The organism is Halorubrum sp. FL23 (assembly GCF_052439115.2).
In the GTDB taxonomy this organism is placed as follows: Archaea; Halobacteriota; Halobacteria; order Halobacteriales; family Haloferacaceae; genus Halorubrum; species Halorubrum persicum.
The window spans coordinates 118,419-144,238 of record NZ_JBQVRO020000005.1 but is presented as its reverse complement, the minus strand read 5'-3'; the positions used below and the strand labels follow the sequence as shown (position 1 = coordinate 144,238).

The window sequence follows — 25,820 nt, the reverse complement described above, 5'->3', positions numbered from 1 at the left end:
GATCGCATCGCGCACCGCTCCGGCCTCGACCGCTTCCCGTGCGTCGCGGACACTCTCCGCGGTGGCGCCCGCGCCTCGGTCGAGCGCGCTATCCCCGGAGCGAAATTGTTTATAATGGTTGTAAATTACAAACCCGAGATTGGTGCGAATTGTAACCATATACCTGCGTATCCGATAACGTTCCTTTACTATATCCTCAGATATATATACTTGTCTTCGTATTCGATTAACGTATGTCATCACACCGAACACGACGTAGATTCCTTGAGGCGACAGGTGTCGCTGGCGTGGCCGCACTCGCCGGCTGTAGCGGAAACGGCGGCGACGGCGGCGACGGAAGCGACGGAAGCGACGGCAGTGACGGAAGCGACGGAAGCGACGGAAGCGATGGCAGTGACGGAAGCGACGGTGGCGACAGCGGAAGCCGCCTGAGCTGGCACGCCGGCGGTACCGGCGGCACCTACTACCCGCTCTCGAACGAGTTCAAGACGATCGTCGAGGCCAACACCGACTTCTCGCTGAACGTCCAGTCCACGGGCGCGAGCGTCGAGAACGTCGGCAGCCTCGCCGACGGCTCGGCAGACTTCGCGCTGATCCAGAACGACATCGCCTCGTTCGCGAAGAACGGGACGGGCATCGACGCCTTCCAGGACAACGCGATCGAGAATCTCCAGGGCGTCGCGACGCTGTACCCGGAGACGATCACGCTGGTCACGCTGGCCGGGAACGACATCTCCTCGGTCGACGACCTCAGCGGCGCGACGATCAACACCGGCGACCTCGGGTCGGGGACGCAGGTCAACGCGGTGCAGATCCTGGAGTCGCTCGGCATCTCCGACTACAACGAGCAGAACGCCGGCTTCTCGCAGGCGTCCGAACAGCTCGCGAACGGCGACATCGACGCCGCCTTCGTCGTCGGCGGCTGGCCGGTCGGCGCGATCGAGGACCTCGCGAACACGAACGACCTCGAGATCGTCCCGATCGCGGGCGACAACCGCGAGGCCGTCAAGGAGGACGCCTCCTGGTTCGCGGACGACACCATCCCCGGCGGCACCTACAGCGGCGTCGAGGATGACGTCGACACCGTCGCCGTGCAGGCGATGATCGCCACCAACTCCGAGGTTTCGGCCGACACCGTCGAGACGGTCACCGCGGCGATCTTCGACAACCTCGGCGAGCTGACGATCAAGACCGACTTCATCACCGCCGACAGCGCGCAGGACGGAATGTCTATCGAGCTTCACGAGGGCGCTGCGTCGTACTTCGACGCCTAACTCGCTCCACCGCGAACCGCCTCGATCGATCCGCTCCATTCGGCCCGTCCGCGGATCGTTTCACAAACGTTTCAAACTCGATCCCACGACAATCACCCGAACCATGGGCCACCTTTCTCGCTCGACCGCGGGCGCCGCGATCCTCGCAGTCGCGGTGCTCGTCCTCGTCGGCGTCGCGATGACGGCACCGGTCGGGGCCGTGCTCGTCGTCGAGGACATCGAGACGGGTGAACGCTATCTTACGGAGCCGGTCGACTCCGGAAGCACCGTGGCGCTGGAGTACACCCACAGCGTCGAGAAGTCCCGTGTGTACGACGAGTACCGCGTCGACGGCGAGACGCTCGTGAACACGCGGATGGAGTTCGAGTCGTACGGATGGGGGCTCCCCGCGCGCGTCAACGTCACGAACGTGAACGGGACGCTCGTGTACGATCCCGCGGAGCCGATAACCGAGCTTGAACGCCTCTCCGTCTCGCCGGGCCGGATCGCCGGCCACACGCTGATCGTCGACGGGCGGGAACACGACCTCGTCGCGGTGACCGACGCCAACGACGTCACGCTCCACATCGAACAACGGTCGTTCCTTGAGATGATTCTATGACCACGACTCACCGAACGGACGGCGGCACCGACGATCCGAACGACGACGGCTCGCGAGACCCCGGCCCCGGGGGCCCGGACGCTCCCGACGCGTCCGGCGCGGGTGCCTCGCCGGGCGACGGCGACGGGGAACTCTCCCGCGAGGAGGCCGACGAGCTGATAGAGGAGATCGAGCGCCGCCGCTCGCTGCAGGGGACCGCGGCGGTGGCGGTCGCGGCGGTCGGAATCCTGTTCTCGATCTTCCAGCTGTTCCTCGCCGCCCGGAGCTTCACGTTCACCGTTTGGCTCCCGACCGTCGAGTTCGCCGGAATCTCGCTCGCCCCCTGGCAGGTGTCGCTCCAGCTCCTGCAGGCGAACGCGATCCACGTCGCCTTCGCGCTCGTGCTCACCTTCCTGCTCTTCCCGGGGAGTATGGGCGACGGTATCGTCTCCCGGAACCTCGGGCGAATCGTGCCGGCGATCTCCCGGCAGTTCGGTGAGAGCAACCCGCTCACGCGACTCGCGACGAGCGTTCGGTCGGCGTTCCGGTGGGCGTTCCTCGACCCCGACCGCGAGCGCGTGACGCCGTTCGATCTGCTGTGTATCGCGGCGGCGATCCTGTCGGCGCTCTACTTCCTGACCGAGTTCTCGGAGATCCAGAACATGCGCGTCTTCGGGATCGATTCGGGGCGCCCGGTGACCGAGGTGTTCGCGTTCCTGCAACCCCTCCTCGGCGGCGTCCCGTTCGTGAGCGAGTACTCCTACGCGATGATTCTCGGCGTGACCGGCGTTCTGCTGGTGTTAGAGGCCACCCGCCGGACGCTCGGCCTCCCGCTGATGATCATCGTCGCCACGTTCATCGTCTACGCTCGGTGGGGGTACCTCATCAGCTCGGGGACGCCGTTCCTCGGCCTGCTCGCGATCCCGGAGCTCACTTGGCCGGACATCGTCCAGAACCTCTGGTACAACACGGAGAACGGCGTCTTCGGCATCCCGGTCACCGTCTCGGTGAGCTTCATCTACATCTTCATCCTCTTCGGCTCGTTCCTCGAGATGAGCGGGGCCGGCCAGTGGTTCATCGACCTCGCGTACGCGCTCACCGGCGGGCGGAAGGGCGGGCCGGCCAAGGCGAGCATCCTCGCCAGCGGGTTCATGGGAACGATCTCCGGCTCGTCGATCGCCAACACGGTCACCACCGGCGCGTTCACCATTCCGCTGATGAAGCGGTCGGGTTACTCGCCCGAGTTCTCGGGGGCCGTCGAATCCTCCGCCTCCTCCGGCGGACAGATCCTCCCGCCCGTGATGGGGGCCGCCGCCTTCCTGATGGTCCAGTACACCGCGACGCCGTTCGCGGACATCATCATCCTCTCGACGATTCCGGCGATCGTCTTCTTCTTCGGCGTCTGGGTGATGGTTCACCTCAAGGCGGTCGAGGAGGGGATCGGCGGCGTCTCCGACGAGGACACCGTCTCCTTCTGGAGCCATCTCCAGCGCGGCTGGTTCTACCTCGTTCCGATCGGGCTGCTCCTCTACTACCTCATCATCGAGCGGCTCTCGGTCTCCCGGTCCGCGTGGTTCACGTTGGTCGCGCTGGTCGCGCTGATCGCCTTCATCGCGGCGTACAGCGAGGAGACGCGGGTCCGGCTCTTCGGGATCCTCGCGGCGATCGTGGGCCTCAACCTGGCGAGCCACGTTCTCGCGGGCGTCCCCCTTACCGGCCTCGTGACCGGCTCCGGCGGGGCGGGGCTCCCGATCGCGGACGCAGTTAGCGCCGTGAGCGCCGGCATCGAGTGGTACGTGATGCTCGCGGGGGCGTTGACGCTCCTCTCCAAGCCGGACCTCGACGCGACGCTGCTCGAACTCAACCCGACGATCCAGGACACGGCCACGGACCTCGGCGAGCGTACCGACCGCGATCTGGGCGACAGCCAACCGTTCAAGCTCGGCACGTTCGTGGTCAAATCGATGGACGAGGGCGCCCGGACCGCGGTCCCGGTCGTGATCGCGGTCGCGGCCGCGGGGATCATCCCCGGCGTTATCAGCGTCTCCGGACTCGGTCCCAACCTGACCTCGCTGCTGTTGGCCCTCTCGGGCGGGTCGAAGGTGATCATGCTGCTCGTGACGGCCGTCGCGAGCATCATCCTGGGGATGGGGATGCCGACGACGGTCACCTACATCATCCTCATCTCCATGCTGGCGACGCCGCTCGTGCAGTTCGGCATCCCGCTCCTGGCCGCCCACCTGTACATCCTCTACTTCGGCGTGATCGCCGACATCACGCCGCCGGTGGCCGTGGCGGCGTACGCCGCGAGCGGGGTCGCTAAATCCGACCCGTTCCAGACCGGGGTGAAGGCGTTCTCGCTGTCGCTGAACAAGGCGATCGTCCCCTTCGCGTTCGTGTTCGTCCCGGGGATCGTCCTGCTCCGGCGGAAGGAGAACGCGGCTGAGCTCGCAATCCGCGAGCAGTACCGCGTGGTCAACTTCGCCGACCTCGCCGACCTCTCCTACTCGGTCCCCGAGATCCTCATCCCCGTCGTCGGTGTGTTCCTCGGCGTGATCGCGCTCGGCGCCACCGTCATCGGGACGCTGTACACCCGCGTCGACCGGCTCGGGCGGACCGTGTTCGCGTTCAGCTCGCTGCTGTTGATGGCGCCGGGGATGTTGTCCGAGTCCGTCTTCGACGTTCTCGGGCTCTTCGGCGTGAGCGTCTCCGTCAACGCGCTCCTGCTCGACCTGGCCCTGCGCGCGGTCGGTTTCGTCCTGTTCGCGCTGTTCGCGCTCCGGAACCGACGGACCTCCGAGGGCGAGGGGGACGGCGCGGTCGGAGCCGGCGAGCCGACGGGATCGGCCGCGGTCGCCGCCGACTCGGAGTCGACCTGATCGGCGCTGTCGGTTCCGCCCGGAGTTCCGTCGGTCGGCGTTTTCGCTGCGTTGGCTCTGTTGAACCCCTTCGATACTGACAGCTACGAAGCGTCTTGCTGAATGCGGCGGATGAGTCCAGCAGGGCACCGTCCGTTATCTCACGTGGTGGTGTCGGTCAAACGGAAGAACGAGCGTACACGCCTACCATCAACTCCCCACGAGGGGCATCAGCCGTACTAGATCGGTTTAGGGGTCGTGATACTCGACGGCGATCTCGGTTGGTCGGTCGGCACCGTTCAGCTGCCAGCGGGTGAACGTATAATCGTAATGATACTCGGGTGTGCCTGGGTCCGGGGGGAACGCTTGATATGAAGTTACGTCGTAGTGGAGTCGTCCGTCTCGGTAGGCAGAGCGCTCGCTGAAGTCATCGGCGACGTCTTCGACGAGGTTCTTGTCGTCTTCGCTATGCTCCGTGAGACCGTCACCCGTTGGGAGCACACCGACGATAGCTGACATGAACTGCGTATCCGGGTCAAACGTGCGGAACTCCTTTCCGGGACCGCTGTCCCCGTCGATGGGCGTGAGCGCCCCCCAGTCGATGAGTTTACGCGCGGCGTCTGGATGGGCGAATACGATCCCCCACGCTGCGGGAACACCGTTCTCGGGAGTTGGTTGGCCATCGATAACCCCATCGTCGGCGGTCGTTCCAAGCGACGAATCGACCTGCGGTCGGGCGTCGAAACCGAGGGTACTGCACCCAGCGAGACCGGCGAGGACTGCTGTGCTGGAGAGGTGGAGGGTCTTCCGCCGTGACCAGTCGGGGGCCATACACACAGGTCACCTCACCAACGCATATAACCAACCTATCGCATCCGGGAGATCGGGGGATTCGAGGGGCGACGCCTCTGCTGCTTACGTCGCCCGTACTGACCGACTCCTCGTCTCGTTTTTATCGGCGGATCACTGACGGATTGCCACGGAGCCGCCGCGTTCACCCGAGCCGCTCGTCGAGAATGAGCCGCGTCTTCGTCGACTTGACCTCGTCCATCTCGCGGGCCTGCGAGATGAGTTCGTTGACCGCGCGCGTGTCGACCGCGTCGACGACGAGAACGATGTCGTCTTCGCCCGAAACCTGCCAGACGAAGTCCACCTCCTCCCAGTCGACCATGCGCTCGCCGACGGCGGCGGTGTCGACGTTCATCTCCACCGAGATCTCGATCATCGCCTTCACGTTGCCGGTGCGGGTCGTGACCGTGAACCGCTCGATGATCCCCTCGTCGGTCATGCGATCGACGCGGTTGCGCACCGTCCCCTCCGAGGTGCCGACCCGGTCCGCGATCTCCGTGTAAGGGGTTCGCGCGTCCCGTCGCAGTATCGAGAGGATCCGGCGATCGAGGTCGTCCATACCCGACCCTCTCACCCCGCCAACTTACTCGTTACGAATATCGTAACGAAGCTACGAACGACGCATTTATTACCCTTTGCGTGTACGTTTCTCGTAATGTCGGACGCCTACATCGCGCTGGCCGACGGACGCGTGCTCGAAGCGCGCGCTCGTGCGCCGGGGCGTACCCGTGGCGAACTGGTGTTTACGACCGCGTACACCGGCTACGAGGAGTCGCTCACTGACCCCTCCTACGCCGAACAGATACTCACCTTCTCGTACCCGCTGATCGGGAACTACGGCGTCCGAAGCGAGCGGTTCGAGTCCGACTCGGTCCAGCCGCGCGCGGCGATCGCCCGCGAGCTGACCGACGACGTCGCCGAGTGGCTCGCCGACGAGGGTGTGCCCGCCGTCGACCACGTCGACACCCGCGAGATCGTCACCACGGTCCGCGAGGAGGGCGCGATGGCCTGCGGGATCGCCGCCGGGCCGGACGCGACCCCCGAGGACGCCGTCGAGGAGATGGAGGCGTGCAAGCCGATGAGCGACCACGTCGACATCGGCGCGCAGGTGTCGGTGACCGAGCCGACCGTCTACGAGGGCGACGGCGTCGCCGATGTGGCCCTGCTCGACTGCGGCGCGAAGGGGTCGATCATCTCCTCGCTCACCGAGCGCGGCGCGGACGTGCACGTCCTCCCGTACGACGCGACCCCCGAGGACGTGGCCGACGTTGATCCGGACGTGCTGTTCGTCTCGAACGGGCCGGGCGACCCGGAGAACTTCGTCGCCGCGCAGGAGGTCGTCGACGAGTTCGCGGGCGAGCTACCCATGGCCGGCATCTGTCTCGGCCAGCAGGTGATCACGAGCGCGCTCGGCGGCTCGACCGAGAAGATGGCGTTCGGGCACCGCGGCGTCAACCAGCCCGTCAAGGACCTCCGCACCGACAAGGTCGTGATGACCACCCAGAACCACGGCTACACCGTCGACGACACCGGTCCGCTTGAGGTGACGCAGGTGAACGTCAACGACGACACCGTCGAGGGGCTCGACAGCGAGGAGCTGGACGTCATCACCCGCCAGTACCACCCCGAGGCGAACCCCGGCCCGCACGACTCGCTCGGCTTCTTCGACGACGTGCTCGACCTGGCACGATCGACGCCGTCGGTCGCGGCCGACTGACGCCGGCTCCCGCGCGCCACCACCCCGCTTCCCGCCCCTCTCGCTGACCACCGAGTACCACCGAGCCGACGCCCGCGGTCCCCACACGGTTTCGCACACGTCCGCCGGGTCCCATCCGTCCGCGACCGGCGACGTTTTCCCCCGTCCCCTCGCAGTGACGGCCATGACGACGGAGATCCTCCTCACCAACGACGACGGCATCGACGCCGTCGGGCTCCGGGCGCTGTCCGACGCGCTCTCGCACGACTACGAGGTGACGGTGGTCGCCCCCGCGAGCAACCAGTCCGGCGTCGGCGGCGCGCGTTCGTGGTGGGACACGACGGTGGAGTACGCCGAGACCGACCTCGGCTACGCGGTCGAAGGGACCCCCGCCGACTGCGTCGCCGTCGCCGACGTGGCGCTCGGACTCGACCCCGACGTGGTCGTCTCCGGCTGTAACCACGGACCGAACATCGGCGCGCACATCCTCGGCCAGTCCGGGACGGTCGGCGCCGCGATGGAGGCGTCGTTCCTCGGCACCCCGGCGATCGCGGTGTCGCTGTACGACCGCGGCAACCTCCCGGTTCCGCCGACGCTCGACAACGGCGACTTCGCGGTCGCCGGCGAGGTCGTCGCCGACCTGCTCGATCGGGCCGAGAGCGGAGACGGGCCTCCCGTCCTCCCGTTCGGCGCCGACGTGCTGAACGTCAACGTTCCGGCGGCCGACGACGAGGCGGCCGCGGACCCGACGTACCGGCTGACGGAGCCCGCGCGCGGCTTCGACGTGATCGAGTTCCGACCGGGAGAGCAGGCTCCGGAGGCGGAAGACGTCCCCGACGACTGGCAGTTCAGCGAGCGGCGCGGGGAGATGGGGATGGAGCTCCGCGACCGCTTCTGGCGGGAGTTCCTCCGCGGCGACGTTCCCGACGACGCCGGCTCCGACCGGCTCGCGGCCGTCGAGGGCGAAGTGAGCATCTCGCCGCTGTCGTCGTCGCGCTCGGTCGCGGGCGACCGCGCCGGCGAGGTCGTTACGGGCCCGGCGATCGGCTCGGCGGCCTCGCGGATCGAACAGGACTGACGGACGACCCCTCTTCAGCGCCGGCGGCCCGGTCGACGCGATTCCCCGGTGAACTCCTTCCCCAACCGCCCCAGATACCACACGACGACCAGCCCCAGCGCGGTCCCGCCGCCGAGCGCGGCGAGCAGCTCGATCGGAGCGGGGTCGAACTGGAGCGAGATGAGCGGCGGCGACACCGCCACGACGAGGAGGATGACGGCCTTTATCCGTCGGTTTCCGCTGTCGCGCTCCGCCTCCGACATCGGTCCTACCACGCCGACCCCTCCGCGGTCCGCGTCCGGTCTCCGATCGCTCCCGTGTCCATGGGCCATCCACGGTTCGCCCCGATATCAAGCCGGCGGAGCCCGGCCGACGCGGCACGTGCTTCGCGAACAATCCACACGCCTACGCCGTCGGTCCTGATAAGTCTCTCGACCGTTTACGCCGATACCGCCGATCTCCGGCCGTGAACGGTCTCGACCGTTTAACTTCGTCCGCGCGCAGGTGTCTCACGCCCCTACCCGCGGCCCCTTCCACCGCGGTCCCGCCTCGTCGACGCGCTCCGGCTCGGATCGGTCCGCGACGGGTCGCGTCTCGGCGAGTCGCCCCCTCGGCCGCCGTTCCGCGGCGCTTTTGAGCCGACCCCGACAACCGGTGGGCATGGACGACGAACTCCGCGAGCGCGTCGAGGCGGCGGGCGAGGCCGCCGCGCTGTTTAACGCGCTCAAACACGGCAACGACCCGGACGTGGGGGCCATCATGGGGCCGCTCATGGGCGAGAACCCCGAGTTCCGACCGCACGGCGACGAGATTCCCGGCGTCGTCGCGCCGGTCGTGAACCGGATCGCCGGCATGGACGAGGCGGAGCGCCGGGAGCGGCTCGGCGAGCTCGCGCCCGACAAGCTCGCGGAGCTGGAGGCGGAAGACGAGGCGGACGAACACGTCCTCCCCGAGCTCCCGAACGCCGAGGCGGGCGAGGTCGTGATGCGCGCCGCGCCGAACCCGAACGGCCCGTGGCACGTCGGTCACGCGCGCATGCCCGCCGTCATCGGGACGTACAAGGAGCGCTACGACGGCGAGTTCATCTGCCGGTTCGACGACACCGACCCGGAGACGAAACGGCCCGATCTGGCGGCGTACGACGCGATCTTGGAGGACATCGAGTACCTCGGCTTCGAGCCCGACCGCGTGCTCCGGGCGTCCGACCGGCTGGAGACCTACTACGACCACGCCCGTGATCTGATCGACGCCGGGGGCGCCTACACCTGCTCGTGTTCCGGCGACGACTTCTCCGAGCTGAAGAACGCGGGCGAGGCGTGCCCCCACCGCGACAAGGACGTCGACACCGTCCACGAGGAGTTCGCGGCGATGGTCGACGGCGACTACTCCGCCGGCGAGATGGTCCTCCGGGTCCGGACCGACATCGAACACAAGAACCCCGCGCTGCGCGACTGGGTCGCGTTCCGGCTGATCGACACCCCGCATCCGCGCGAGGAGGCGGCCGAGTACCGCTGCTGGCCCATGCTCGACTTCCAGTCCGGCGTCGACGACCATCTCACGGGCGTCACGCACATCATCCGCGGCATCGACCTGCAGGACTCCGCGAAGCGCCAGCGGTTCGTCTACGACTACTTCGACTGGGAGTACCCCGAGGTGCTCCACTGGGGCCACGTGCAGGTCGACGAGTACGACGTGACACTGTCCACCTCGACGATCAAGGGGCTGATCGACGACGGCGAACTGACGGGATGGGACGACCCCCGCGCGCCGACGATCCAATCGATGCGCCGCCGCGGGATTCAGGGACAGGCCCTCGTCGACTCGATGACCGAGCTCGGGATGTCCACCTCCGACGTGGATCTGGCGATGTCGTCGGTGTACGCGAACAACCGCGACCTCGTCGACGACGAGGCGAACCGCTACTTCCTCGTGCGCGACCGCGACGACGCGCCCGCCGCTGAGCTCCCGGTCGTCGACGGCGACGCCCCCGCGCCCGAGGCGGGCCACCCGCCGCTCCACCCCGACCACGCCGACCGCGGCGACCGCGAGGTGCCCGCCGGTCGGATCGTCGTCGAGTCCCCGGACCTCCCGAGCGAGGGCGAGCGCGTCTGGCTCAAGGGGTACGGCTGCGTCCGGTACGAGGGCGACGAGCTGGTCTTCGTCGACGCCGACATCGACGTGGTCCGTGAGGGCGACGTGGACGTAATCCACTGGGCCCCGGCCGAGGAGGGCCTCGACACGCTCCTTCGAACCGTCTCCGGCGACGTTCGGGGCGTCGCGGAGCCCGCGCTCGCCGAGGTCGATCCCGACACGGTCGTCCAGTTCGTGCGCGTCGGCTTCGCCCGGATCGACGCGTTCGACCCCGAGGCGACCGACGAGCCCGACGGGCCGAACGGCGAGGAGGACCTGCTCGCGTACTACGCGCACCCGTAGCCGGCGCCGCCGTCGACGCGGCACGGTCCCCGAGCGCTCTCTTCGACCGCCTGCCGCGGGGGTTAAGTAGCGAGCCCCGGAACAACGGGCAAGATGGCCATCGACTCGAACTTCGAACAGAACCGGGAGCAGGTCGGCGAGGAGGACGGCGTCGCCGTCTGGGGTCCCGTCGAGCCGCCGGAGAAGCAGGGGATCCGCGGGACCCACGTCGCGGTCGACTTCGACATCTGTCTCGCCGACGGCGCGTGTTTGGAGGACTGTCCGGTCGACGTGTTCGAGTGGGTGGAGACGCCGGGGCATCCGGAGTCCGAGCGGAAGGCGAACCCCGCCGACGAGGACCAGTGTATCGACTGCATGCTCTGTGTCGACGTCTGTCCGGTCGACGCGATCGACGTGGACCCCGGCCGCGAGAATCGGATATAATCGGTCGGCGAAGCCCGACGACCTCACGCGTGCGACTCGCAGCCTGACGGCCGCTCCTCGCTACGCGCCACCGCAGATCTGTTTATAAATATCGTTGTCGACGCCGCTCAGTCGCTCGTAAACCGCTCCCGTTCTTCGAGCGCGAAGTCGGTCCCGTACCGCTCGACGAGGGGTTTGTAGGCGTCGCCGAGCGCGCGCATGCACGCGCCCGTCGACACGTAGCCGAGGTCGTCAGCGACCGACTCGCTCGGGCGGCCTTGGAGGACCTTCTCGACGAGCAGGCGCTCCTCGCGGTCGTCGAGGCGCTCGTTGCTCCCGGCGTCGCCCTCGATCAGCGCCGCGAGCGCGAGGTCGCGGAACGCGCCCGGCGCGCTGTCGTACATCCCCGGGCCGAACGACGCACCCACCACGGAGCGCCACTCGGCCTCGGTCAGGTCGGTCGGCGCCGGCGCGGAACACGCGCGGAGCGCACCGACGACCACGTCCGGATCCACGTCCCGGTGGGCGTCCGAGAGCCCGTCGCGCTCGCGGTCCCGGAAGGTGACCGCGTGGCGGTCGAGGAGGTCGCTCCCCGGTCCGTCCTCGCCGGGCGCGGTCACCGGTCGCACCATGATCGCGGAGTGCTCCCCGGACGCGTCGTTGCGCGACGTCGACAGGTGGACCGTCCGGTAGCCCGCGCGCCGCCAGAACCGGAGCAGGCGCGGGGTCGCGCCGTAGCCGACCGAGAAGTAGTCGACGCCGTCGCTCTCGCTCCCGTCGGTCCCGAACTCCCCGTGCACCTCGTCGAGCAGCCGAGCGCCGAACCCCTCGCCTCGGAGCGCGTGGTGGGTCGCGATCCGGACCGTCCGCAGCCCCCGCGGTTCGGCGGCGGCCTCGTCCCGGAGCTGGCTCGTGAGCACGTCCGGCACCATGTTGCCGCGGACGCGCTCGCCCTCGTACATCCGCCTGCGGGTCTCGGCGTCGAGCCCGCCCTCCCGCGCGAGCAACGCGACCGCGACGACGCGCCCGTCCGCGACCAGCGCCCGCGCGGCGAGGTTCGGCGCGTCGAGCAGCCGCGCCAGGTCGTTCGGCTCCGTGCGGTAGTGCGCGGCGACGAGCAGCCCGAACGCCTCGCGGAGCAGGGCCTCGTCCGCGAGCAGGTCGTCGGGAGCCAGCGTCCGATACGTCGCCCCGTCGAGCGCCGCGCCCGCGACCGCCTCGTCGACCGCCGGGCGCGCGTCCAACAGGAGCGCCCGCGACGCCCACGCCTCCACCGGATCGCTCCGGGCGTACCGGATCGGCTCGTCGAGCCGCACGTCACGCACCGCGAACCGGCTCTCACGCAGGCGCTCTCTGAACCGGATCGAGAACCCGCGGCCGGCCCCCTCGTAACCGTGAACCGTCGTGCAGAACGCGACCGCCGGCGCGTTGAGGAACCGTTCGAGCAGCCGCACCGGGAGCGCCGCCGCCTCGTCGACGATCACCGCGTCCGGGTCGTCGGGCAGGTCGGCGGCCTCGGCGGGAGTGCGGTAGCGCACCCGCCCTCCGCCGGGCGCGTCGAGACGGTGAGCGTCGCCGCCGGGGGCGGACCCGCTCTCGTCGCGCTCACACCGTTCGAACAGCTCCTCGGCCCGTTCGAACACCTCCGCCGCGTTGCGGAACGCCGGCGCCGTGACGAGCACGTCGGCGCCCGCGAGCGCGAGCGCCCCGGCCGCGATCCCCGCCGCGCTCGACTTCCCCCGCCCGCGGTCCGCCTCGGCGACGACCGCGTTCCCCGGCGTCGCGAGCGACTCGAACGCCCGCACCGCCCGGACCTGATCGCCGGTGAGACAGGCCTCGTAGGCCGCCGTCGGGAACGCCGCGTTCGGCGGGGCGGCCGGTCGCTCCGCGGGCGCCCGCTGGCTCGATGCGCCGATCGCGTCGTTTCGGGGGCCGGTGCGTCCGTCGCGCTCGATCGCGTCGCCCCCAGGTCCGTCCGCCCCGAGCGAGGCGATCGCGATCCCCGGGTGCGACCGGAGCGTGTCGACGAAGCGGTCGCGGAACCGTCCGGTCACGTCGTCGATCTCGTAGGGGGGGACCGCGAGCGAGTCGTCGAACCGGTCGCGGATCGCGGGCCACGCGTCGAGGTCCGGAGTCAGCAGGACGAGGAGACCGCCGCCGTCGACCGCGCCGACGCACCGACCGACCGCGTTCGGGACGAACTGCTCGTGGCAGTCGAGGACGACCACCTCGCGGGTGCGGCCGAGCAGTTCGTCGGCGCCCCGCGGGCGATGCTCCTCGAACCGGAACCCCTCGCGCGTGGAGACGATCGAGACCGACGCTCGTTCGCGACGCCCCTCGACGTCGTCCGACTCGTCGCTGACGACCGCCTCGATCGCGTCGTAGGCCGCGTCGAATCCGCGATCGCGGTCGCCGGCGAGCACGAGAACGCGCCGCTCGTTCGTCGCTTCGGCCTCCCGCTTCGCGCCTCGTGCCAGCCCCGCGATCATCGTTCGGTCGTCGTTGCCGGGGGGTGCAGATGTGTCTTGCCCTCCCGCGCCGCCTTCGTCGCCAACGCCGACCCCGCCACGCGAGGCGGGACGCTTACGGACGCCCGGCGCGTCCCTCCGGGCATGACCACGGTCACGCTCATCGGCACGCGGCTCGCGGACACGGGCCGCGAGTTCGTCTATCAGGGGGAGTCGCCCGACTGCGAGGGGTGTCCCTACCGGAGCCAGTGTCTCAACCTCTCCGAGGGAACTCGGTACCGCGTGACCGGGATCCGCGAGAACGCCCAGACGCTCGACTGCGCCGTCCACGACGCCGGCGTCCGCGCGGTCGAGGTCGAGCCCGCGCCCGTCCCCGCGAACGTCCCGTCGCGGCAGGCGTACGCCGGCAGTCGCGTCTCGCTCGCCGGTCCGTGTCCGCACACCGAGTGCCCGAGCCACGGATACTGCGTCCCCGACGGCGCCGACTTCGACGACGAGCGCGTGATCGACCAGGTGCTCGGCGAGCCGCCGCACGACACCTGCGCGCTCGACCGAGACCTGACGCTGGTGGAGTTCCGGGCGGAAGACGGGTAGGAGTCGGACTCGGGACGCGACCCTTACAGCGCGGTGACCGCGTTCAGCGTGATCCGGATCGCGCGTTCGACGTTGTCTTTCGCCTTCTCCGGCAGTTCGTCGTCGGAGTCGGCGCCCTTCTGCGAGCCCGCGACGAGGTTGCCGTCGACGGTGCAGATCGCGCCGGCCCGCAGCCCCTTGCGGCGCGCCAGCGAGAAGACGGTGGCCGCTTCCATCTCGATCGCGAGCAGGTTCGCGTCGTTCCAGTCTGCGACGTACTCGTCGTCCTCGTTGTAGAACGCGTCGTCGGAGACGATCGGCCCGACGTGGATCTCCTCGTCGTTGTCCTCGGCGGCGCCGACGAGCTCGGTGAGCGCCTCGTAGTCGGGGACCGCGGGGTACTCGACCGACTCGTACCGCTTGCTCGTCCCCTCCTCCTTGGCGGCGCCGGTCGCGACCACCATGTCGCCGACCTCCATGTCGGCCTGCAGGGCGCCACAGGTGCCACACCGGAGGAACGTCTCGACGCCGACCCGCGAGAGCTCTTCGACCGCGATGGCCGCGGAGGGACAGCCGATCCCGGTCGAGCAGATCGTGAGGTCCGTCCCGTCGTAGCTCGCGTTGACGATCTTGTACTCCCGGTTCTGCGCGACGAGCTCGCTCTCGTCACAGAGGTTCGCGATCCGGTCGACGCGCCCCGGATCGCCCGGAATGATCGCGATCTCGTGGACGTCGCCCTCCTCGACCAGCAGATGCGGCTGTTTCGCCATACGCGCCGAGACAGCCGCCGCGCGCAAAAACGGACCGGTCGGGCGGCGGGATTGGTGTCGCAGATCCGATTCGATATCGCGCTATGTGATTTATCGGTGGGTGCGTCACCGTATTCTCCGCTCCGCAACCCCGACGATCGAAACGGCCGATAACCCGGATTCGTCGCTCGTTAGCGGCAGATCCGCCTCCGGTTGGCTCGTCCGATTCGCTCGCGTCGGCGTGGACGCACGGCCCGCCAGGCGGCGGACGACGAGCTGAATCGCCCGCGATGCGGGGGCGAAGACGGTTATCGCAACTGAGACGCCGGGCGGAGGCTTTTATACGCGTCCGGGTTCGATATCTCGTCATGCGATTCAGCCACGACCGTCGGGGACAGTCGGTCGTGATCGGGACCGTGATCCTGTTCGGCTTCCTGATCGTAGCGCTCTCGCTGTATCAGGTGCAGGTGGTTCCGCAGGAGAATAGTGAGGTCGAGTTCGACCACAGCCAGCAGGTCGAAGGTGAAATCATCGACCTCCGGAACGCGATCTTGAGCGCGAGCCGCACCGGTGACGGTCGACCGACCTCGCTGAAACTCGGTACTCGTTATCCGCAGCGGACGTTCTCTCTTAATCCCCCACCGGCGTCGGGCGAGTTATCGACAACTGAACCCCGGGAGCTGCGTATTGAAAACGTAACGGTGGACGACGACAATAATATCGGTTCATACTGGGCAAACAGGACTGCGACTGACGACGCGATCACATTCTACACCCGCTCGTTGCGGTACTCCCCGGGATACAACGAATTCAGAAACGGTCCGGACCTCGTTTACGAACACTCGCTCGTCGTAGCCGAGTTCGACACCGCCGCCCTCGGCCGGACCGGGCAGACAGCGGTCGACAGCGGTCGTGATCGGATCCGACTGACGGCGCTGGACGGGGAGGTCGACGAGTCGGGCGTCGAACGGACGAGTCTGGATCCGGAGACGCTCTCGCAGAGCCGGCGTTCGGTGACGCTGAGTGCGACCGGTGGCGACCCGATCGTCCTCGAACTACCGACCGCTGTCTCACCGGATCGAGCGACGGACCTCGAACAACAGTGGGGTGCTCGTCTCGGTGAAAACGCCGAAGATGTCACCGTTGCAGGCGGAGCGATCCGAATCGTGCTCGACGGAACCGAGACCTACCGTCTCGAACTCGGAAAAATCGGCCTCGGTACCGGGACAACCCCTGAGAACGAGTCCAACGGATACATCACCAAGGTCTCGTCGACTAACGGCGTGGCAGTCGCAGAGGTCCGTGATAGGTTCAACAATCCCGTTGCGGATGCGGCTGTGACCGTTGTCGCCGACGGAACAGAAGTTGGGACAGAACGTACCGATGAGGACGGACGCGTCAGCTACGAGGCGACCGACGGACCCGTGGACCTCGACCTGTATATCAACGACGACACTGAAGTGTGGGAATCCGTCTCCTACGACGACCTCGGCGCAGCCGGCGGAACGGGTGGCACCGGAGAAAATCGGACGTTCAACGTCACTTGGCTCAACGAGGAACCAGTAACAGTTGTCGAAGAGGGCAACTCCGAGCAACTCGATGTCGAGGTTACCAACCGCGACGGGAACCTGATCAGAGATTCGAAAATCGACTATTCGTTCTCTCCACTCCAGAACGGTGGACTCCCGTCTCTGAGCTCGACGCAATCATCGGATCAGAACGACGGAACGGCAACAGTCAACTTCGATCCAAACGAGGCGAACGCAGGAGACGAGTTTGATGTCTACGCCTCGGCCGGAGACGACGTTGACGTAATTCGTGTCGAGGTTATCGGGTCAAACGAACCCATGCTTGGGTACGTGGCTGGATCTGGTACCGATCCCAATAACAACGGTAGAATAACGTTCCAACTCGAAAACACGGGTAGCGCTGACGCAACGATTACCGGAATCAGGGTTGATGACACCACGGATACGCCAGCCGAGCGGATCAATAACGGTGAAAATACCGAATTCAGTGGAGCCAGCGGCGACCTTAGTCTCCCGTCCAACCAGGTCCTCGAAATCGGTGCGACGTCGATAACCGATCTCGACACGAACGCGGTAATAGCTCAAGGATCGACGGAGACATTTAATCTACAACAGTTCCGACAAGTGCGCGGTCAGAGCGGTAAAACCAACCCGAGAGGAATGTCTGGTGATAACGTAACAATCACGCTCCGATTCGACGATGGAACCACAACCACGATAACAATCGAGAGTATCTCGTAAACACTTCCACGATCGACGTAAACGCCCATCGACAAAACCATATGCCGGCCGCATGAACGACCGTGTATGACTGAAGTCGGCATCGACGCCGTCGAGATCTGGACCGGAAAGCTCAAGCTCGACTTACCGGGCACGTTCGCGCCGGAGAAGGGCGACGACCCGGAGAAGTACACGAAGGGGCTCGGGCTCAACAACTCCTCGTTCCCGGACGTGTACGAGGACATCGTCACGATGGGCGCCAACGCCGCGAAGGGGCTGATGGACCGCAAGGGGCTCGAACCCGACGACATCGGCCGGATCGACGTGGCGACGGAGTCGGCGTTCGACCACTCGAAGCCGGTGTCGACGTACATCGCGGGCTGTCTCGAAGGGGTGTACGACGGCGACTTCACCCACGCGAACAAGGGCGAGCGCAAGTTCGCCTGTCTGGCCGGGACGCAAGCGATCGACGACGCCTACAACTGGATCCGAGCGGGGCGGAACCGCGACCGCGCCGCGCTCGTCGTCACGACGGACACGGCGCTGTACGCCCGCGGCGACCCCGGCGAGGCGACGCAGGGCGCCGGCGCCGTCGCGATGCTGATCGACGAGGACCCCTCGATCGTCGCGCTCTCGACGGAACAGGGGTACGGCTCGAAGGACGAGACGGACTTCCTGAAGCCGAATCAGCAGTTCCCCAGCGTCGACGGGAAGCGCTCCGTCCAGGTGTACCTCTCGCGGATGCGCGAGGCCCTCGAAGATTACGAGTCGGTCACCGACGACATCGAACTCGACGACTTCGCGTACGCCCCCTTCCACACGCCGTTCCCCGGCATGGTTCGGAAGGCGGCGCTGCTGGCGTACCGCCACGTCATCCGCGACTCGGAGCACGAGGACGCGCTCGCCGACGAGATCGGGCGACAGCCCCGCGAGGAGGACTACGCGGACCGCGAGGCGTACGAAGCGGCCATTCGCGACTACATGGACGACCTGAAGACGACCGAGCAGTATCAGACGTGGTACGACACCGCCGTGGAGCCGACGCTCGGGCTCTCGCGGGAGGTCGGCAACTGGTACACCAGCTCGGTTCACATCGCCCGCATCAGCGCGCTGCGCGACGCCCTGACCCGCGACCGGTCGTTCGTCGACGACACGCTGCTCGTGGCCTCTTACGGCTCCGGCGCGCAGGCGGAGATTCACGCGGAGACGATCCGCGAGGGCTGGCGCGCGGAGATCGAGTCGCTCGACATTGACGACCGGCTCGCCGCGCGCTACGACCTCACGTGGGAGGAGTACGAGGACGTGCACGACGTTCACGAGTACGACATGGACGTTGAACGCGAGATCGAAGAGTTCACGCAGCCAGAGGCGGAGTTCGTCTTCACCGGCTGGGGCCGCATGAACGAGCGGAAGTACGAGTACGTCGAGTAGCCGTTCGGCTGCGCGCTGCGGGCGAGAGATTTTGCCCGCCGATTCCGTTGCTGTAGCTCCGCTACCCGTGAAAACCGGTCACACGACGCTTCTCGAATACGATGGGTTTAAACGACGTTAGGCAGAAATTCACCTCAATGGTAACCATCTACGACGTGCCGGCCGACGCCCTCATCGAGGAGGTCGCCGCACGACTCGAGGACCGGATCGACGAGCCCGACTGGGTCGAGTTCGCCAAGAGCGGCGCCGGGAAGGAGCTCCCGCCGGAACAGGAGGACTTCTGGTACGTGCGCTCCGCCAGCCTCCTCCGGAAGGTCGCCCAGAACGAGCCGATCGGCATCGAGCGGCTCGCCACCGAGTACGGCTCGAAGAAGCGCGGTTCGAACCGCTACTCCGTCCGCCCCGGCGAGCACGAGGGCGGCTCCCGCAAGCTCATCCGCGCGTCGCTGCAGGCCCTCGAAGACGACGGGCTCGTGACGACCGCCGCCGGCGAGGGACGCCGCATCTCCGACGAGGGCGAGGCCTTCCTCTCCGAGGTCGCCACTGAGGTCTTCGAGGACCTCGACCGCCCGGAACTCGAACGCTACGCGTAGATCGCCGATTCGTTTTCCCGATATCGATCGCCTCCGAGCCACAGCGCTCGGAGTGAGTTTCCCACAAATACGCCGATAATCGGCCGCTACGCGGTTTCTCTCTCGTCTCGCCGCTCAGTAGCGACCGCCCCGCGCCTGGCGGCATACACCGCATGTCGATATACAAAATCCGCTGCGCGATCGACAAGGCGACCGTCGCGCTCGGCGTGCCGGCGCCTCGGCTCTCGATGGCGTCGGCGAAAAACGGCGTCGGGCGGAGCGGTCAGCGTCGCTTCGATCGAACCGCGTCCCGGCTTATCCCGTGTTCTTCATCCCGGCGGCGATCCCGTTGACGGTGAGCCGCAGCGTCCGCTCTTCCTCTTCGGTGCGGTGGGTCCGTCCGAGCAGGTCCGCCTGCAGCAGGTTCAGCGGATCGACGTAGGGGTTCCGCCGGTCGAGACTCTCTTCGAGCCACTCGCGACGGATCAGCTCGTCGCGACCGCTGATCGCCAAGACGAGTTCGCGACCGCGCTCGTACTCGCCGATCAGCTCGGGGAAGAAGCGCTCGCGGAGATCGTCGTCCGCGAGGTCGGCGTACTCGGCGGCGATCTCCGGCTCGGTGCGGGCGAGCGCGAGCGCGGCGTTGTCGAGGGTGGTGCGGAAGAACGGCCACTCCTCGTACATCTCCCGGAGGGTCTCAAGCCCCTCGTCCTCGCCGACGTCGTCGAGGTAGGCGTCGAGCCCGGAGGCGAGCGAGTACCACCCCGGAAGGATGAGCCGCGTCTGGGTCCACGAGAACACCCACGGGATTGCACGCAGGTCCTCGACGGTGCGCTCGCCCGAGCGCGACGCGGGCCGCGAGCCGAGGTTGAGGTCCTCGACGACGGAGATGGGCGTCGCCTGGCCGAAGTAGGAGACGAACCCGTCGGTGTTCAGGAGGTCGCGGTACGTCGTTCGGGCCGCGGGCGCCATCGTCTCCATCGCGTCGACCCACTCTCCGGGCACGTCTTCGGTGGGCTCCTCGTTGGCCTCCTGTCGCGCGCGGATCTGCGCGTCGAGCATCTGCTCGAGCTCGCGTTCGGCGATCCGCGGGTTGGCGTACTTCTCCGCGATCGCCTCGCCCTGCTCGGTGAACTTCACCTGTCCCGTGACGGTCTCGTTGGGGAGCGCGAGCAGCGCCTCGTTCATCGGGCCGCCGCCGCGCGAGATGGAGCCGCCCCGCCCGTGGAACAGCCGGAGGGTGACCTCCTCTTCGCGACAGAACCGCGCGATCCGGCGCTGGTTCTCGTAGAGGTCCCAGTTCGCGGCGAGGAACCCGTTCTCCTTGTTGGAGTCGGAGTAGCCGAGCATCACCTCTTGGACCTCGTCGCGGACCTCGAGGGCCGTCGCGTACGCCTCGTTTTCGAACAGCGCTCCGAGGATGCGCTCGGCGCCGTTGAGCGCGGACTCGGTCTCCAACAGGGGGACGACGTCGAGCCCGCAGTGGTCCGGCAGCGAGACGACGCCGACCTGATCGGCGAGGAAGAGCACTTCGAGCACGTGGCTCGGCTCCTCCGTCATCGAGATGCAGTAGGTGTCGATGGCCTGTGTGCCGTACTCGTCCTGCCACTCGGCGAGCTCTTGGAACCGGCGGAGCACGCGCTCGGTGGTCTCGGAGACGTCGCCGGGCTCGTCGGCGTCGACGACCGGGTCCTCTTGGAGGATCGCCTCGGTGAGGAACTCCTGCCGGGCGTCCTCGTCCATCTCGCGGTAGTCGACGCCCTCGGTCGCGACCGCCTCGGCGACGGCCTCGGTGTGGTTCTCGCGGTGGTCGCGGAGGTCCAGTGACGCGAGCGTGAACCCGAACGTGTCGACCTGCCGGCGGAGCGGCTCGACGAACGACTCGCGGACCGCGTCCTGTCCGTCGGCCGCCAGCGAGTCGGCGATCACGTCGAGGTCCGCGAGGAACGCGTCGCCGTCGGGGTACTCGCCGGGTCGCACGTCGTCGACGCGGTCGAGCCGTTCGCGCATCAGGCGGAGCTTCTGGCGGTACGGCTCGTCGGGGTACCGCTCGCGGGCCTCCTCGACCACCGTCGGGAACCGGTCGGCGTCGACCGCCAGCGACTCGGCGAGCCGGTCGTCGACCGCGTAGCGCTCGCCGTCTTGGCTCAGCACGGCCGAGAGGCGCTTACACCGGTCGCGGTACTTCTCGACGGCCACCTCGCGTTGCCGCCCCAGCGTCTCGTCGGTGACCTCCGGCGTGACGAACGGGTTGCCGTCGCGGTCGGACCCCGCCCACGAGCGGAACTCGAAGAGCTTCGGGCAGTCCACGTCGTCGTACTCCTTCGAGATGGTCTCCTCGAACTCCTCGTAGGCGTCGCCCACCACGTCGAAGAGGGTGTTCTCCAGGTACCACTGGACGTTGCGCGCCTCGTCTTCCGGCTCCGGGCTGCGCTGGCGGACCTGTCGGGTCCCCCAGAGGCTCGTCACCTCGGCGGTGACGTCGCGCCAGATCCCGTTTCGCTCGCGCTCGGTGAGGTTGCGCTCGTCGAGCTCCTCCAGGTGGTTCGCGATCGAGCGGAGCTTCGCCTTCACGGTCGCTCGCCGGGCCTCGGTGGGGTGCGCCGTGAACGTCGGCTCGATGAGCACGTCCTGTAACAGCTCTCGGAGCTCGTCGGGTTCGACGCCGGCCTCCGCGAACTCGGCGACCGTGGCGTCGAACGAGTCGTGAAGCGATCCGTCCTCGTCGGCGTCCCGAATGGCGCGGACCCGTTCGCGCTCCTCGGCGAGGTTGATGAGTTCGAAGTACGTCGTGAACGCGCGGGCGACGATCCCCTCTCGGGTCGTCGACAGCTCTTCGACGGACTCGTGGAGTACGTCCCGGCTCGCCGCGTCGCCGCGCCGATAGTCGATCGCCGCGTTTCGGAGGTCCTCGACGGTCTCGTACGCCTCGGTGGAGGCCTGCGCGGCGAGGACGTCCCCAACGAGCGCACCGAGCTCGCGCACGTCCGTCCGCACGTCCCGATTGTGCAACACCATACCACAGACACACCCGTCGTGGTGGGTTAAAAGCGGTGTCTGAACGAAGGTTTGCCTCAGTTTTGAGTAAACGTATTGATCGATCGTCCGACACCTCGATCGCGGTCGGGTCGATAACCTGTACCGTTCCCGCTCAGGTGGAGGGTTCGTCACCCTTTTTACCGGTCCAACCCGAGTAGCGAGTATGAGTCAGTCCGACAAGTATCCGGCCGAGTCCGGTCGGCGTCGCTTCGTGAAGGGCGTCGTCGGCGGCGCGGCCCTCGCGGGGGTCGGTGCGATGGGGTCGGCGACGGTGAACACCCTGACGACCTCCGGCGGTGTCGGCGGCGGCTCGACCGTCGCGATGTCGATCGCCCAGACCGGTGGCCCGGCCCCGCGCGGCCTCCCACAGATCCCGGTTGAGGTCACGGACGACGGGTTCATCCGCGGTATCTGGCCCGAAACGCAGACCGTCACGCAGGAGGGTAAGGAGATCCAGGTCGCACAGGAGCAGATCGGCGGGAAGACCTACTCCGGCGCGTGGTTCCAGTACTGCGGCGTTGAGTCGCAGGAGAACGTCTCCCCGGACTACGAGTCGGACAACCTGTTCCGGGCGGCGCCCGGCAAGTACGACTGGCAGGACGAGACGTACGACCAGGGCGCCAAGATCCACGTCGACGACTTCGACGACTACGCCGAGTGGGGCAACGGGGTCGGCGACGACGGCGTCGGGAAGCCGGCCTCCGTCACGTGGCGGTCTCAAGACGCCGACACCAACCTGAACGCGATCGTCATCCGCTCCCCGCGGATCGAGGAAGCCGTCGAGAACTCGGACGACGAGTGGCTCCAGGCGTCCACCGATCAGGGGTTCGTCGCGTACCTCAACGTCTGTACGCACTTCTGCTGTATCCCCGACTACAAGGTGCTCGAAGAGTCGGCTCGATACGACGCCGCGAACGGGACCTACTGCGTCTGTCACCAGTCGACGTACGACCCGTTCACGCTGGAAGAGTCGCTGTTCATCGCTCGCCCGCGTCCGGGCGAGTAACCGACGGATCCGCCCAAACCGGCGGGCTCGCGAGCCGCGCGCCCCGACGGGCGCCGCGCTTTTCTCTCCGCTTCGCGTACGCGTCTCCATGAGCGACGACGAGGTCCCCGAAGACGGAGCGACGCCCGACGACTCGTTCGCCGCGGAGATCGACCGCGCCCGCGACCTCCTCGACGGCGAGGAGATCGAGGCGGTTCACGTCGGCGTCGTCCGCGACGGCGAAATCGACACCACGTTCGCCCAGCGGAACGACGGCGACGCGGAGAACGACGGGCTCCGCGCGCTCGCGCTTCTCGCCGCGCACGTCCGGTTGGTCGCGAGCGAGGCCGGCGTCGACGCCTCCACCGTCGCGGGCGACGCGGCGACGCTCGCGGGACAGGTCGAGCAGATTCCGGCCAACACCGACGACCTCCCTGAAGAGTAGACCCGCGAAGGCGATTCGACCGCTACTGCTCCCCGTCGCCGCCCTCCCCCTCGCTCCGGCGGATCCGGTAGAGCTGGTGGGCGACGCCGGCGAGCGCGACGAGCAGCACCGCGAGGTTGAACGCCGCGAGGGCGATCGGCTGATACGCCGGGTCGAGCCACGTCCGGATCGCTCGGCCGGCCTGGCTGTAGAAGCTCCAGCCGGCGATCAGCGCGAGCAGGATCAGCGCCGCCAGCCCGATCCGGTCGATGAGCCCGCGGAGGTCGTCAGTGGAGAGCCGACTGAAGCGGCCGCCTCCGTCGGCGTTTTCGGGGTCGTTCGTTCGCGGTGCGGGATCGTCGGTCGCGGTGTCGTCGGTCGCTGTGTCGGTCATGGATCCGGTGTGTGAGTCGGTGGTGTCGGCTGACGCGGTGGTCGGACTGCTGTCGTTCGGGGCGGGGTCGTCGGCCCCGCCGGTCGAATCGCCGCGGTCGCGCTCGTCGGTCATGGTCGCCTCCGCGCAACGAGCGCCGCGACGACGAGCGCGACGAGCGCGACGAGGGGACCGAAGCCGGGCGTCGAATCCCCGCCGCTACTGCCGTCGGCGCCCCGGTCGGCGCCGTCGCCTCCCGCGTCGCCGCCCTCTTCGCGCGTGAAGTCCTCAACGGTGAAATCGACCTCTTCGACCGTTTCGTTGGCGCTGATCGTCTCGCGCGGGTTCAGGTTGGCGACGCCCTGCGTCTCGTCGATGAGCACGTCGTCGCTCCACAGCGCGGCGTCGACGTAGTAGTTGTAGTTCGCGGGCACCTCGACGCTCGTCGTCACGGTGTCGGTCCGGCCGGGTCTGACCTCGCCGACCGTCTCGGTCGCCTCGTCCGCGATCACGTTCGACTCCGACTGCCGGAGCAGCACGCGGAGGTCGAGCGGCTCCGAGACGGCGTCGCCGCGGTTCGTCACCGAGACCGACACCGACAGCGTCGCGGTCTCGTTGTCGGCCTCGCTCACGCTGACCGCGACGGTCGGCCAGACGTCGCCTTCGGTAAAGCCGACGCGCGAGTCGGCGTAGTCGGGGGTGAGCGCCGCGACGCCGTCGACGCGGGTCGTCTGGGCCGCGCGCCGTTCGCCGTCGGCGAAGACGACCGTCTCGATCCGGTAGCCGCCTTCGCGCTCCACGTCGACGGAGCCGTTCACGGTCCGCTCGCCGCCGCCGTCGACCTCGCCGACCGCGACCGTCGTCTCGTCGACGAGCAGCCCCGAGTCGGCGCCGATCGCGCGGTGGCGGACCGTGACGTTCTCCACGGCCGACCCCCGGTGCCGGAGGTCGACGCCGAGCCGGAGCTCCGCGGTCTCGCCGCGCACCTCGCCCGGCGAGACGACCGTGCCAACGATTCTAACGTCGCCGGGGCGCTCGTCGGCCTTGCGGGGGTCGACGATCGCGTCCGGCGCGGCGACGGCGCCGACCGCGCTGACGAGCAGGAGCGCGGCAGCGGCCGCCAGGAGGGCAGTTCGCGTGTCCATACCCGTCACGTCTAAACGACAACATAAGTGCTTTGTCAGGGACCGGCGTCCGGGGCGGCGTCGCTCGGCGCTGTGTCGCTCGGCACTGTGTCGCTCGGCGCCGCGTCCCCGTCAGAGCACGCGGTAGCGCCCGCCCGACTCGGAGAGCTCCCCGCGGCGCGCGAGCCGGGTCAGAATTTCTCTGGCCGTCTCGGCGGGGACGCCGTGCTCGCTTGCGTGGGCCGCAACATTCTCTTCGGTGGGATCGTCGACGGCCCTCACCGCGTCGCGGACGACCTCGGTCCGACTTCGCGCACTCGACCCGCCGCCCTCGGCGCGGGCGCCCGCCTCGTCGACGGCGTCGGCGTCGATCCCCGACGCCTCCAGGTACTCGCGGTCGTCGATCCCCGCCTCGTCGACGGCGCGTTCGAGCTCCGAGACGTGGTCGAGTTCGGCGAACGCTGCGCTCTCGTCCCGCTTCTTCGCGAGCAGGGCGGCCCGAGCCTCGCGGGCCGCCTCCCGGTCTTCCGACTCGAAGAACCGCTTGAGCTTCGCCGTCCGGTGCGTCTTCGCGCAGCGGGGACACTGCGCGCTGTCGCTCGTTCGCGGGTCCGAGAGGAGCCACATCGCCGCGCACTCGTTGCAGCCGACGACCGCGTACATGCCGCGCGGTTCGTCGCCCTC

23 protein-coding genes are annotated in these 25,820 nt (G+C 68.0%); 13 read left to right on the top strand and 10 right to left on the bottom strand.

Going from position 1 to position 25,820, the window contains the following annotated elements; genetic code table 11:
- Positions 1-233: 233 nt before the first annotated feature.
- The 3 genes from ACT4MF_RS08065 (at position 234) to ACT4MF_RS08055 (ending at position 4,733) form a co-directional block, all read left to right on the top strand.
- On the top strand, positions 234-1,274 hold the full coding sequence (locus ACT4MF_RS08065) for a TAXI family TRAP transporter solute-binding subunit (protein WP_444682288.1): 1,041 nt from the start codon (positions 234-236) through the stop codon (positions 1,272-1,274).
- Between the two features lie 103 nt (positions 1,275-1,377).
- A complete protein-coding gene (locus ACT4MF_RS08060) occupies positions 1,378-1,875 on the top strand; it encodes a DUF1850 domain-containing protein (RefSeq protein ID WP_444682289.1) in 498 nt (165 codons plus the stop codon).
- Complete coding sequence (locus tag ACT4MF_RS08055; RefSeq protein ID WP_444682290.1) at positions 1,872-4,733, top strand: TRAP transporter permease; 2,862 nt, start codon at positions 1,872-1,874, stop codon at positions 4,731-4,733. Before ACT4MF_RS08060 ends, ACT4MF_RS08055 begins: the two co-directional genes overlap by 4 nt.
- Positions 4,734-4,961: 228 nt before the next feature.
- Here the strand turns inward: ACT4MF_RS08055 and ACT4MF_RS08050 are convergent, their stop codons facing one another.
- Together ACT4MF_RS08050 and ACT4MF_RS08045 are read right to left on the bottom strand one after the other, a co-directional pair.
- Complete coding sequence (locus tag ACT4MF_RS08050) at positions 4,962-5,543, bottom strand: hypothetical protein (protein ID WP_444682291.1); 582 nt, start codon at positions 5,541-5,543, stop codon at positions 4,962-4,964.
- A 163-nt stretch (positions 5,544-5,706) separates the two neighbouring features.
- Positions 5,707-6,120, bottom strand: a complete 414-nt coding sequence (locus ACT4MF_RS08045; RefSeq protein WP_004047093.1) for an Lrp/AsnC family transcriptional regulator — start codon at positions 6,118-6,120, stop codon at positions 5,707-5,709.
- A gap of 96 nt (positions 6,121-6,216) precedes the next feature.
- Between ACT4MF_RS08045 and carA the strand changes: the two genes are divergently transcribed.
- The gene (carA, locus tag ACT4MF_RS08040) at positions 6,217-7,278 is read left to right on the top strand and encodes a glutamine-hydrolyzing carbamoyl-phosphate synthase small subunit (RefSeq protein WP_099254459.1); all 1,062 of its coding nucleotides are present in this window, start codon (positions 6,217-6,219) and stop codon (positions 7,276-7,278) included.
- A gap of 163 nt (positions 7,279-7,441) precedes the next feature.
- Entirely contained in the window at positions 7,442-8,335 is an 894-nt protein-coding gene (surE, locus tag ACT4MF_RS08035; protein WP_444682292.1) for a 5'/3'-nucleotidase SurE, read from the top strand.
- 14 nt (positions 8,336-8,349) lie between these two features.
- Here surE and ACT4MF_RS08030 read toward each other — a convergent pair whose 3' ends face one another.
- A complete protein-coding gene (locus ACT4MF_RS08030) occupies positions 8,350-8,589 on the bottom strand; it encodes a DUF8527 family protein (RefSeq protein WP_512053257.1) in 240 nt (79 codons plus the stop codon).
- A gap of 234 nt (positions 8,590-8,823) precedes the next feature.
- Positions 8,824-8,976 carry a hypothetical protein gene (locus tag ACT4MF_RS08025; RefSeq protein WP_444682293.1) on the bottom strand — a complete coding sequence of 51 codons (153 nt, stop codon included), beginning with the start codon at positions 8,974-8,976 and terminating at the stop codon, positions 8,824-8,826.
- Here ACT4MF_RS08025 and ACT4MF_RS08020 point away from each other — a divergent pair.
- Both ACT4MF_RS08020 and ACT4MF_RS08015 read left to right on the top strand, forming a co-directional pair.
- Positions 8,975-10,747, top strand: coding sequence for a glutamate--tRNA ligase (locus ACT4MF_RS08020; RefSeq protein ID WP_444682294.1), 1,773 nt, complete (start codon positions 8,975-8,977; stop codon positions 10,745-10,747). The two genes, ACT4MF_RS08025 and ACT4MF_RS08020, sit on opposite strands and share 2 nt — an antisense overlap.
- Positions 10,748-10,840: 93 nt before the next feature.
- Positions 10,841-11,170, top strand: a complete 330-nt coding sequence (locus ACT4MF_RS08015) for a 4Fe-4S dicluster domain-containing protein (RefSeq protein WP_099254462.1) — start codon at positions 10,841-10,843, stop codon at positions 11,168-11,170.
- Positions 11,171-11,277: 107 nt separating this feature from the next.
- Here ACT4MF_RS08015 and tmcA read toward each other — a convergent pair whose 3' ends face one another.
- Positions 11,278-13,638, bottom strand: a complete 2,361-nt coding sequence (gene tmcA / locus ACT4MF_RS08010; protein ID WP_444682295.1) for a tRNA(Met) cytidine acetyltransferase TmcA — start codon at positions 13,636-13,638, stop codon at positions 11,278-11,280.
- A 123-nt stretch (positions 13,639-13,761) separates the two neighbouring features.
- On the opposite strand from tmcA, the gene ACT4MF_RS08005 reads away from it, so the two are divergent.
- On the top strand, positions 13,762-14,211 hold the full coding sequence (locus ACT4MF_RS08005; protein WP_099254464.1) for a UPF0179 family protein: 450 nt from the start codon (positions 13,762-13,764) through the stop codon (positions 14,209-14,211).
- Between the two features lie 23 nt (positions 14,212-14,234).
- Here ACT4MF_RS08005 and ACT4MF_RS08000 read toward each other — a convergent pair whose 3' ends face one another.
- Complete coding sequence (locus ACT4MF_RS08000; protein WP_099254465.1) at positions 14,235-14,960, bottom strand: guanosine phosphorylase; 726 nt, start codon at positions 14,958-14,960, stop codon at positions 14,235-14,237.
- Positions 14,961-15,307: 347 nt separating this feature from the next.
- Between ACT4MF_RS08000 and ACT4MF_RS07995 the strand changes: the two genes are divergently transcribed.
- From ACT4MF_RS07995 to ACT4MF_RS07985, 3 genes are all read left to right on the top strand, one after another.
- Positions 15,308-17,209, top strand: coding sequence for an Ig-like domain-containing protein (locus ACT4MF_RS07995; protein ID WP_444682296.1), 1,902 nt, complete (start codon positions 15,308-15,310; stop codon positions 17,207-17,209).
- A gap of 66 nt (positions 17,210-17,275) precedes the next feature.
- The gene (gene hmgB / locus ACT4MF_RS07990) at positions 17,276-18,619 is read left to right on the top strand and encodes a hydroxymethylglutaryl-CoA synthase (protein WP_099254466.1); all 1,344 of its coding nucleotides are present in this window, start codon (positions 17,276-17,278) and stop codon (positions 18,617-18,619) included.
- Positions 18,620-18,756: 137 nt separating this feature from the next.
- Entirely contained in the window at positions 18,757-19,212 is a 456-nt protein-coding gene (locus ACT4MF_RS07985; protein WP_099254467.1) for a 30S ribosomal protein S19e, read from the top strand.
- A gap of 294 nt (positions 19,213-19,506) precedes the next feature.
- On the opposite strand, the gene ppc is transcribed toward ACT4MF_RS07985, so the two are convergent.
- Positions 19,507-22,209, bottom strand: a complete 2,703-nt coding sequence (ppc, locus tag ACT4MF_RS07980; RefSeq protein ID WP_444682297.1) for a phosphoenolpyruvate carboxylase — start codon at positions 22,207-22,209, stop codon at positions 19,507-19,509.
- Between the two features lie 184 nt (positions 22,210-22,393).
- Between ppc and ACT4MF_RS07975 the strand changes: the two genes are divergently transcribed.
- Together ACT4MF_RS07975 and ACT4MF_RS07970 are read left to right on the top strand one after the other, a co-directional pair.
- The gene (locus tag ACT4MF_RS07975) at positions 22,394-23,236 is read left to right on the top strand and encodes a Rieske (2Fe-2S) protein (RefSeq protein WP_099254469.1); all 843 of its coding nucleotides are present in this window, start codon (positions 22,394-22,396) and stop codon (positions 23,234-23,236) included.
- Positions 23,237-23,324: 88 nt separating this feature from the next.
- The gene (locus ACT4MF_RS07970) at positions 23,325-23,660 is read left to right on the top strand and encodes a DUF8113 family protein (protein WP_099254470.1); all 336 of its coding nucleotides are present in this window, start codon (positions 23,325-23,327) and stop codon (positions 23,658-23,660) included.
- 22 nt (positions 23,661-23,682) lie between these two features.
- On the opposite strand, the gene ACT4MF_RS07965 is transcribed toward ACT4MF_RS07970, so the two are convergent.
- From ACT4MF_RS07965 to ACT4MF_RS07955, 3 genes are all read right to left on the bottom strand, one after another.
- The gene (locus tag ACT4MF_RS07965) at positions 23,683-24,147 is read right to left on the bottom strand and encodes a DUF8060 family membrane protein (protein ID WP_099254471.1); all 465 of its coding nucleotides are present in this window, start codon (positions 24,145-24,147) and stop codon (positions 23,683-23,685) included.
- A complete protein-coding gene (locus ACT4MF_RS07960; protein ID WP_444682298.1) occupies positions 24,144-25,157 on the bottom strand; it encodes a DUF7490 domain-containing protein in 1,014 nt (337 codons plus the stop codon). The genes ACT4MF_RS07965 and ACT4MF_RS07960 overlap by 4 nt, the downstream gene beginning before the upstream one ends.
- Before the next feature lie 111 nt (positions 25,158-25,268).
- Positions 25,269-25,799 carry a DUF5817 domain-containing protein gene (locus ACT4MF_RS07955; RefSeq protein WP_444682299.1) on the bottom strand — a complete coding sequence of 177 codons (531 nt, stop codon included), beginning with the start codon at positions 25,797-25,799 and terminating at the stop codon, positions 25,269-25,271.
- Positions 25,800-25,820 lie beyond the last annotated feature (21 nt).